Below are 9,924 nucleotides of genomic sequence, written 5' to 3'. Positions count from 1 at the left end.
TATACGAATAATTAAAATAGGTGATAGACCCGCCCTTGATTTTATATAGGGGGGGGGTAGAATGGGTTTTGTTGGATGCGGCGCGACGTAGATTTCCCACCTGATTTTTCGACAGCGAGTCCTTTCACCGGCAGCGGTCCGCGGGCTTTTTTTCATCGACACAAGGAGTTTTTTTCATGGCGACTGATTATTACGTGGACGCGGATTCGGGTAGCGACGCCAACGGCGGCACCAGTTGGGGCGACGCCAAAGAGCATTTGCAGGCGGCGATCGATTTGATCACCGGCGTGGTGAACGACCAGACGACGATCCACCTCAAGGCCGGCACGACCGCCGAATACACGCAAGAGGTGACGATCCGCGGTATCCGCCCGCTGGGTGCGGACGCCGGCCTCACGATCCAGCCGGAGATTTGGACGCAAAGCAATTACGACGACGCGGACGGTGATCCCTTCAACGCCACGCCGGCCACGGGCATTTTCGACATCACCGCCGACGACAAGCCCTGCGTGCTGACGATGGACATCACGGTGATCGACAGCGTCGTGGATTTCTTGGGAATGGAGTTCGAGGGCAAGCTGACCTCGCAGGAGATGGCGCACGTGCTCGTGGCGTATTCGCGCTTTGAGGGTGAGGACGCGATGGCGTTTGCCAACGGCTACGGCGGGCTGACGCTGGAGAATTGTTATCTGGATTCGATGCCGCTGCCGGTGGTGGCGTACGCGAATTCGACGGTGAGCCTGATGGGCGACGTGTACATCGTCAATCCGTATATTACCGGCGTATGGGCGCTGGTGAACAGCCACGTGTACATCGCGCCGTGGGGCGAGAAGCCGACCGATTATTACACGCTGCAGATCAAGACGACGAGTCCGCGGCAGACGGATTTCGCGGCGATCAAGGCGGTGGGGAGCAGTTATGTGTTTGTGAAAAGCGGCGACATCAACCCGTGGGATTTGTCGGTTTCGCGCGTGGAGATCACGAACGACCTGGATGTCTTGCCGCCGAATTACTATGGCGTGGTGCTGGAGTCGGCGTCGGTGCTGCAGGGCGCGAGCCTGATGAGTTTCAGGACCAAGAACAAGAAGGGGGATTACGTAACGATGCCGGCGAAGCAGCAGTTTCGCGGCGCCGCGGGTGAAGGCGTTACGTTGCTGAAATAGACAAAGGGATTCACAGGAGATAAAAAATGAAGAATTACATTCCGCTTTCCTATGGATCGCAAACGAAAAAACTTTTGCCGCTCACCGTGGGTGGCGAGGGCGGTTACATGGATGAGGCGGCGTTGCGGAACTTTGTTTCGCAGATGATAGGCAGCCTCATACGAAATGAGCCGCAAATCGAAATCGACGACTCGCTTCGGGACGCGCCGATTGAATCGGTAGACTTAGGCATTGTCGGTGAAGGCTTTGTCCTACCAAACGGAAATTACCTTCCCGACCTTGAAAAACTGTTGGATCTTTTTCGTAGCGGCGTCTACGGCGCAGGCGGGGGGTACCCTTGGGGCAAAGCTGCCGAGTTTATGTATGATTTCTTTAATATGTTCAAAGGGCCATATTCGAGCCCGTTTTCGAAATTCAAAGCGGTGAGCGACGCTGCGGAATCATTCAATGAGTGGTCCGCTGCGCACAAAGAGTGGGAAAAAAAGAAAGAGGAGGAGGAAGGCGACGATCCCGATGACGACGACGGCGACACTATATTACCGGAGCCTCTTCCGTTTTTTGTCGCTTTTGTCATCGCCATTGAGCATTTCGTTGGAGCAGGAAACTATTGACCACTTGTTTTTCTGAATTTCTGAGATAACCGACGATAACGATCCGTGCGAGAAGGAGGGAATGGATTCTGTGGAATAACGGATGTTAAATATATGTTGACATTGTATTGCTCATAGAAACAGCAATACAATGATGGATGCAGGGTGGTTGCACGGTGATATGTGGCACCAACCGGACGGAGCGTGTTAGCACGTCGTTATAGGCACGAACATCGGCTCTTGTTGGTTCATGCGTTTAGCAATTTCGTGAGTTTCTGATCGGTGTGCTGTGAAATATGAAATAACATGGGAGGGCTAAGTTGATGTGTACCTTCGGAAATCCGACCTTTACCCGTAGTCTTAGGGTTCTATCTATCTTCAGCCTAATTGTGTTGGTTAGTCTCATTATCGTTTGGAGTGTCAACGGTTGTAGCGACAATGGCAACGATGATGACGACAATGACAACGATGATACTTTCACACCAATCGACGATGATGATGACGATGACAACAATGACGACGACGCGCCGTTACCGATATTTGAAATTGACTTCGAAGACTATGAATTAGGTTATCTTGATCATCCGGATTGGGAAAAGGGAAGGGAAGATGGGGCCAGTAGGATGGAAATTGTCGATATTGGAAAAGACGGCGGCGGACAAGCTCTTCAAGTTCAAGGCGGGACGGCGCAAGGTGATATCGTTCAGTACTTTTATCAGTATGAATCCATAGACGCCGATTTTTCTGTCGAGTTCGATTTTATGCCCGCGGACGGGGCCTATTTTGCTTTCGGGCTCTACGAACAGGGCTCAATCAACACGACGGAAGAAGTGATAATTGAAATGCAGCCCCCCAACGGTTACGTTCTCGCATATATTAAAGGGTCGTCCAGCGGAAGGAATTGTGGAGTGGCGGATTACGACACCTGGCATACGGCAACGGTCGTTGTGCATATCGCTGATGAGACCTTTGATGTACTTTTAGACGGTGACGCGACTCTATGTGCCGACATGGACTTTTTGACCGGGGGGCAGAATCCGTTTTCGTATTTCGGCGTGATGGAAACGTCAGCCGAAGGCTATGGTGGTACGGTCACCCTCGACAATTTTCTCGGTGAAATCACCGAGTAGAAGACAACGGGAGCGGTCGTTGATGCAACCACGTCGTGCGGTGCAGGCGGTTTCGGGGCCAGGCTCAGCCCGGTTCGCGGGATGACAGGCGTTGGAGGCGTTCTTTGATCTGTCGCCCGGCGTCGGGTAGGTGGTCTCTGAATTCCAGGGCTTCTTCGAACGAGCGGCGGGCTTCGTCCTTTTGGCCCATCGCGGCCAGCGCGCGTCCTTGGCCGTAGAGAATTTTCGCATACTGCTGCGGGAATTGTTCCGACGGGAAGCCCGGCATCGCCTCACCGAAGTGCGAGAGCGCGCTTTGCAGCAATTCAAACTTACGGCGACCGGCGGACTCGTGGAGCGCGAGGGCGAGTTCGCCGAGATTGCTGTGGATCATGGAGTAGAGATGCGGCTGGCGGGCGCGGTCCAGCACGCGCAACGCCGCCTGGAAATGCTCGCCGGCTTCCCGCAGCGCCGTTTCGTCGGCCCGGTCACCGACCAGCATCACGCGCACGGAACCGAGGTTGTTTTCGGTCAGCGCCAGCAGGTCGTCGGACTTGCCGGCTGCGCAATGGGGAAGCGCGGCGGTGAAATATTCGAGGGCGGCGCGCAGATGTCGATCGGCGTCCGGGGGGGCGTCCAGGGCGCGGGCCTTTTCCAGGTTTCCCAGTTTGTTGTAGAGGTCGGCGGTTTGAATGGACAGGTGTTCGGCCGCTTTGTTTGGGGCGTCAGGGGCAAGTACGCCGAGCATTTCCAGCGCGCTCAGCAGGTGCTTTTTGGCTTCATCGCGTCGCGCGCCTCGATCCGGGGCACCGGCGGTTTGCGCCGCCTCGCGGGTGAGATACTCGGCCCGCACGATGTGGGCGTCGGCCAGTTGCAGCGAGGGGTCGTCCTGTTCGGTCAGCGCTTCAATCGCTTGGCCGAGTAGATCCTTGGCGACGGCCCAGTGGTTGATTTCCTGCCGGGCGGGCAAGACGAGCATGAACTTCGCGGCCTGCGCCTTGACCTGCGCCGCGTCGCGGGCCTGCCCGTTTTTTTCGTACACGTGACCCAGTTCCAGAAAGAGCGTGATGATCCGCTGCAGCAACGGCAGGTGGTAGGCGACCTCCGCTTGGGACGGATCGATGCCCCGCAGTTCGGCAATGAGTTCCACGAGGCGTTGCTTAACGTATTCCGCCACGGCGGAGTCGTCTTTCTTTTGGGACCAGGGCCAGCGCATATCGAAGTCCTAAAACACGACGCCGCCGCCGAAACCGAAGGTCAGGTAGCCGTCATCCGTGTTGAATTCCTGCAAGTTCGGGATCGTGTAGGTCACGCCGACACTGAGCACGAAGGGTCCGCCGACCGAGGAACTGACGCCCGCGGTGAGGAAGCCGGGGTAGAGGGTTTCGTTTTGGTCTTCGTCGATAGTTTCCTTCGGGTCGTCGGGGTCGCGCACTTTTTCCGTCCACCAGAAATAGGTGACGCCGACGCCGGGGCCGAAATACGGCGAGAAGGAGCTAAAGCGGATCGGCGTGACGATCAGCGACAGGTCGACCGGCACGTACTTGATGTACGTCGTTTCGGTGCCGTCGGGGCTGTCGTAATCAATCGGGTAGGTGCCGAAGCCGGGCGACAACGTCAGGTGGAAGTAGCGGTTGATGTAGTACGTGACGCCGACGCGGCCTTCGAATCCGAACCCGGCCGAGGAACTCACGCCGCCGCCGCCGAACGACAGCCCCCAGCGATTGGCCCAGGGATCCTGTTGCTCGACGCGATCGGGCCGCTTCTTTTTGCCCTTCTTTTTCTTGGCCGCCGCAGCCGGCATCGCCAAGCCCAGCATGAATATCGTGACGATCAGTAGCATCGTGGTTTTACGCCAAACCATTGCGCCCTCCCATTGATCAATCGGTTTCCCGCAACTCTGCGGCGATGAGTTCGTTGGCTAATTGCGGATTGGCCCGGCCCGCGGTGCGTTCCATCAACCGGCCCACAAAAAAGCCCAGCAGTTTCGTTTCTCCCGCCCGGTACGCGGCCACCTGCTTCGGGTGCGCCGCCAGCACCTCACGAATGATTTTGCGCAGCGTATCGACGTCGCGGATCTGCATCCAGCCGCGTTGCCGCACGACCTGCGCGGGGCTGCCTTCCCCGGCGACCGTTGCCGCCAGGACGTCTTTGCCAATTTTGCCACTGATCGCGCCGTTGGCAATCAAATTCAGCAATTCGGATACGTCGGCCGCGCTGATCGGTCCCTTGGCCGGTCCGCCGTCGCGGGCTTTCCACACGGCCGCCAGTTCGCCGTTGATCCAGTTCGCGGCCTGCTTTGGATCGGCTTGCGTGGCGACCTCCTCGAAAAACGCCGCCACCTCGGCGTCGTCGCTAAGCAGCGCGGCGTCGTAATGCGACAGCCCGTATTGTCGCACAAAGCGCTCGTGCATGTGCCAAGGCAGTTCCGGCAAAGCCTCGCGCCAGGCGTTGATCCTCGTGCGGTCGAGCACCAGCGGCGGCAAATCCGGCTCGGGGAAATAGCGGTAATCGTGCGCCTCTTCTTTCGAGCGCATGGAGTGCGTAACGCCGCGGCGGCTGTCGAACCACCGGGTTTCCTGCACGACGCGGCCGCCGTTTTCGTAGACGTCGATCTGCCGCTTCGCTTCAAACTCGAGAGCCTGCTTGACGAAACGAAAGGAGTTGAGGTTCTTGATTTCCGCTCGCGTTCGAAAAGCGGATTCGCCGCGACGCCGCACGGAGATGTTGGCGTCGCAACGCAGCGAGCCTTCTTCCATGTTGCCGTCCGAAACGCCGAGGCGCACGACCAGCCGGCGCAATTCGCGCAGGAACGACGCCGCGTCCTCGGGTCGCCGCAGGTTCGGGCGGGAGACGATTTCCACCAGCGGCGCGCCGCAACGATTGAAATCGACGAAACTAAAATCCGCCGCGTCGCCCTCGCCGTGCAGCAGCTTGCCCGCGTCTTCCTCCAGGTGCAGCCGCTCCAGACCGACGGCGGTCACGCGGCCGTCCCCGTCGCGCAGCGGCAACTCGCCGCCGACGGCCAGCGGGAACTCGAATTGGGTGATCTGATACCCCTTGGGCAAGTCCGGATAGAAGTAGTTCTTGCGCACCCAGGCCGAATGCTCCCGCACATCGGCGCCCAGCGCCAGGGCAAGGCGCGCGCCCTGTTCGACCATGTCCCGCGTTGCCACCGGCAGCGCCCCGGGCAGGCCCAGGCACACCGGGCAGACGTTGCGATTGGGTTCGTCGCCGAAACGGTTCGGGCACCGGCAAAACGCCTTGGTCGCCGTGGCCAATTGCACGTGCACTTCCAGGCCGATGACCATCTCCCAACTCACGGCGACGCCTCCGGCGGTTGCAGGTCGAGCCCGGCCAGCGACTCGTACGCGCCGGCGACTTGGATTACCGTGGCTTCGTCGAACGCCGCGCCGATGATCTGCAGGCCGACGGGCAATCCCGCCGCGGGACGCTCAGCGCGGGCAGCCCGGCCAGGTTGACGCCGATGGTCAGCACGTCTGAGAGGTACATCGCCACCGGGTCGTCGACGCGCTCGCCCAGACGGACGGCGGTTTCGGGCGCGACGGGGCCGACCAACGCGTCCACCCCGGCCAGCGCATCTTCGAAATCGCGACGAATCAACGCGCGGGCTTTTTGCGCTTTGCCGTAATACGCGTCGTAGTACCCGGCCGACAACGCGAAGGTGCCCAGCAAGATGCGGCGCTTCGCCTCCGGCCCGAAACCTTCCGCCCGGGTGTTGCCGTACAGAGCGGACAAGTCCCGCGACGCCGGGCTGCGGTGCCCGTAGCGCACGCCGTCGTAGCGAGCCAGGTTGGCGGACGCCTCGGCTGCGGCGAGCAGGTAATAGACCGGCACGCAAACCTCGGTGTGCGGCAGCGAAACTTCCACCAACGTTGCGCCGTGGCGTTCGAGCAGGGAGAGCGCTTCGCGCACCGCGCGCGCCACATCCGGAGCGATACCCGACCCGAAATACTCGCGCGGCACGCCCAGTCGCAGGCCGTCCACACCACGCCCGGCGGCGGCGACATAGTCCGAAAGCGGCTCGTCGACGCTGGTGGCGTCACGCGGGTCGGGGCCGGCGATGGTTTGCAGCAACAGCGCCGCGTCATACACGGTGCGGGCGAGGGGGCCGACTTGGTCCAGGCTGGAGGCGTAGGCGAACAGGCCGTAGCGGCTCACCCGGCCGTACGTCGGTTTGATCCCCACCACGCCGCAGTGGCTCGCGGGCTGTCGAATCGAACCGCCGGTGTCGGTGCCCAGCGCGCCGGGCACATGCCGCGCCGCCACCGCGACCGCCGACCCGGAACTGCTGCCGCCGGGCACGCGCTGGTGGTCCCACGGGTTGCGGGTCGGTCCGAACGCGCTGAACTCGCCGCTGCTTCCCATGCCGAATTCGTCGAGGTTGGTTTTGCCCAGCAAAATCGCCCCGGCCTCACGCAGACGTGCAGTGACCGTCGATTCATACGGCGCGACGTAGCCGCCCAGGATTTTCGACGCCGCCCGCGCCGGCTGACCGCGCACGTTGAGGTTGTCCTTGATGCCAAGCGGCACCCCGGCCAGGGGCGGCAAATGCCCGCCGCCGGCAGCTCGCCGGTCGATGTCGTCCGCGGCGGCCAGGGCTTCCTCGGTCGCGACACTGAGCCACGCGTTGAGCATGGGGTTTTCCGCCGCGATGCGGGCCAGCGCGTCTTCCACGAGGCGGCGGCTGGTGACGCGGCCTTCACGGCGGGCCTGGATCATCCCGCGCAGCGTCCAGTCGACGGTGGTCACGAATCGTCCTCGGCGTCGATAACCCGCGGCACACGCACGTAGGGCGGGGCCGAGTCCGGCGCCAAGGCTGCAAGCACGGTCTGAAAATCGTCGCGGCGCGCTGTTTCGTGGATGGGCGGGCGCGGCGGCGACGCGGCTGCGGGGGCGGATTCGTCGCCGGGGAGATCCAGTTCATCGAGCTTGGCGAAGTAAGAAAGGATGTCGGCGATTTGGCGCGTGAGGGCGGCCAATTCGTCCGGCGATACGTTCAGACGAGCCAAAGCGGCGATGTATTCGATGAGGGTTTGGTCGACCGGTCGCTTCTCGCTCATGGCCTCGAGTAGCCCAGAATCGAACGCACCTCGCCGGCGTAACGCCCGTTCGGTCGATGCTGGAGATACGATTGATAATTCTGCTTGCTCAACGCTTGATTGCTGGTCGCTTCATACGCGGCGGCCAGGAAGTAGTAGGCGTCGGAGTTGACGCTGCGGGCCTCCGAGCACGCCGCGATCGCGGCCTGGAAGTCGCTGCGCTTGAGCGCCGAACGGCATTGGGCCATCGAGTTGGCCACCGGTGGCTTGTCCTTCACCGCGGGCACGGGCGTGGGCACGGGCGCGGGCTCGACCGGTTTGGGTGTGGGCTCGGTCAGGGCGACCGCTTTGCTGCCCTTCTCCCATTGGGCCAACCGTTCCTTGGTCTGCCGCAACGCGGATAGATGCGCCGGGTGCTCGGGGTCCAACAACGCCAGGGCCTGCTTTTCCAGGGCGATCGCCTCGGACCATTGTTCCTTTTGCGCGTGGAGATCGGCGCGTAGATGCAGGATTCGGAAATGATGCGGGTTCTGCGAAATTGCCGTGTCGAGCGTCGCAGCCGCCTGGCCCGCGTTGTTCTGCGCTAGATACACCATCGCCAGTACGTAGTTGGTTTCGGCGTCCTCGTGGTCGTCACCTTCGGCAGCGGCCAACGCGCCTTGCAGAGCGTTTTGCGCCTCGGGAAGCCGATGGGACGCCATCTCGCACGCCGCCTGCGCCCGCTGGGTGAAGGCAAAGGTGTCGTTGCGTTCCATGGCTTGCTTGGCCGCCGCGCAGGCCGGATCGGCTTTCGCCGTCTGCCCATACTGCGCCGCGAGCATGCCAAGGGTCATCGCTTTGGCGGCGAGCGCCGGCACGAAATCCGGCCGGACGCGCAACGCGGCGTCGAACAGCGCCAGGGCTTCTTTGTAGGCGGGCTCGGTGCCGATTTCGGCGCAACGGCGGCCGCGCAGGTAGTTGCCGCGGTAGTCGAGCTTGGCGCGGCTTTCCTCGTGCGAGGCAGCGGAATCCTTATCGCGCGCCGCCAGGTTCACGTGGGCGTCGTCCACCTGCCGCGTCACCGTCAGAAAGTAGTACCCCAACAACACAACCACCAGCGCCACGGCGGCGAGAAGGAGAAGTTGCGTGTTTTTCGAGATCGTGCCGAAGCGGCGTATCTGCAGGAATTCATCGGAGTGGATGTCGATGTCGTCGTCATCATCCTCGTCAGGGAACAGGTCGGCGCCAAACGGCCTTTCGGGCTCGGCGAAATCCTCGTCGTCGATGTAAAAGTCGGGCTCGCGTTCCGGCGACCTTTCTTCGAACGTGACTTCCTCCGCGCTCGGTTCGGGTTCCGGGGGCGCGGGCGGCGTGGGCTCGGGAGTCGGCGTTTCGACACGCGGCGGCTCCGGTTCCGGCTCGGGCGGCGGTTCCTCGGCGGCAGTGCGCTCGGGTGGGATGAGATCCGTCATCACCAACTGCTCGGATTTCGAAGACAGGGGAGAGGGCTTGGGCGGCGGCGGCGGAACATCCAGGGGCGGTGGTTTGACCGGCTCGGGGGGCGCCTTGGGTTCGGCCGACGGCGCGGGCTCGTCGACCAGGTCGGGCAGTTCGCCGTGATCGTCCCACGAGGATTCGGATACCTCAGGCGGTTCCGGTTTGCGCGGGGGGCGGTCGAGGTCGGGAATCGGCCGGTCGATGTAAGTCGATCGCACCACCCGGCGCGCGCCGCTGGTTTCGCGGGCGGAGGGTTCCAGGTTGTGGATGGATGGCTTTTCGATATCCGGTTCGATGTCCGTGGGGCCCACGAGTCCTTCCGACCAGGGCGCGGCCGTAGGCGGGGATTGGATTGTGGGTGGCCGTTCGTCTTCATAAGCGCGGAAAATCGCGCCGCATTTTTTACAGCGGACCGGCAGCCCCGCTTCTTTGCCGCGCAGCACCTCATCGGGAATGGGGTAAGTCGCGGTGCAAATCGGGCATGTTGCCTTCATCAATAAACTCCCAACCAAACGCCGAACCA

Annotated in this window: 9 protein-coding genes; 3 read left to right on the top strand and 6 right to left on the bottom strand. The window is 61.7% G+C overall.

All coding sequences use genetic code 11. From position 1 onward, the window contains the following. The first annotated feature begins 176 nt into the window (after positions 1–176). The 3 genes from P9L99_21785 (at position 177) to P9L99_21775 (ending at position 2,883) form a co-directional block, all read left to right on the top strand. Complete coding sequence (locus P9L99_21785) at positions 177–1,163, top strand: hypothetical protein (GenBank protein MDP8226007.1); 987 nt, start codon at positions 177–179, stop codon at positions 1,161–1,163. Between the two features lie 26 nt (positions 1,164–1,189). Next, a complete protein-coding gene (locus P9L99_21780) occupies positions 1,190–1,774 on the top strand; it encodes a hypothetical protein (protein ID MDP8226006.1) in 585 nt (194 codons plus the stop codon). Between the two features lie 302 nt (positions 1,775–2,076). After that, a complete protein-coding gene (locus tag P9L99_21775; GenBank protein ID MDP8226005.1) occupies positions 2,077–2,883 on the top strand; it encodes a hypothetical protein in 807 nt (268 codons plus the stop codon). Between the two features lie 64 nt (positions 2,884–2,947). Here P9L99_21775 and P9L99_21770 read toward each other — a convergent pair whose 3' ends face one another. The 6 genes from P9L99_21770 to P9L99_21745 form a co-directional block, all read right to left on the bottom strand. Then, positions 2,948–4,078, bottom strand: a complete 1,131-nt coding sequence (locus tag P9L99_21770) for a hypothetical protein (protein ID MDP8226004.1) — start codon at positions 4,076–4,078, stop codon at positions 2,948–2,950. Positions 4,079–4,087: 9 nt separating this feature from the next. Further along, positions 4,088–4,726 (bottom strand): hypothetical protein, encoded by a 639-nt coding sequence (locus P9L99_21765; protein MDP8226003.1) that lies wholly within the window; start codon positions 4,724–4,726, stop codon positions 4,088–4,090. 16 nt (positions 4,727–4,742) lie between these two features. Next, the gene (gatB, locus tag P9L99_21760; GenBank protein ID MDP8226002.1) at positions 4,743–6,185 is read right to left on the bottom strand and encodes an Asp-tRNA(Asn)/Glu-tRNA(Gln) amidotransferase subunit GatB; all 1,443 of its coding nucleotides are present in this window, start codon (positions 6,183–6,185) and stop codon (positions 4,743–4,745) included. Positions 6,186–6,249: 64 nt separating this feature from the next. Continuing rightward, the gene (gatA, locus tag P9L99_21755) at positions 6,250–7,635 is read right to left on the bottom strand and encodes an Asp-tRNA(Asn)/Glu-tRNA(Gln) amidotransferase subunit GatA (protein ID MDP8226001.1); all 1,386 of its coding nucleotides are present in this window, start codon (positions 7,633–7,635) and stop codon (positions 6,250–6,252) included. Next, positions 7,632–7,946, bottom strand: a complete 315-nt coding sequence (locus tag P9L99_21750; protein ID MDP8226000.1) for an aspartyl/glutamyl-tRNA amidotransferase subunit C — start codon at positions 7,944–7,946, stop codon at positions 7,632–7,634. Before P9L99_21750 ends, gatA begins: the two co-directional genes overlap by 4 nt. After that, on the bottom strand, positions 7,943–9,895 hold the full coding sequence (locus P9L99_21745; protein MDP8225999.1) for a zinc-ribbon domain-containing protein: 1,953 nt from the start codon (positions 9,893–9,895) through the stop codon (positions 7,943–7,945). Before P9L99_21745 ends, P9L99_21750 begins: the two co-directional genes overlap by 4 nt. Between the last annotated feature and the right edge of the window lie 29 nt (positions 9,896–9,924).

This window comes from Candidatus Lernaella stagnicola (genome assembly GCA_030765525.1).
GTDB lineage: Bacteria > Lernaellota > Lernaellaia > Lernaellales > Lernaellaceae > Lernaella > Lernaella stagnicola.
The sequence above is the reverse complement of the archived record's forward strand: the minus strand, read 5'-3'. Positions and strand labels throughout refer to the sequence as shown.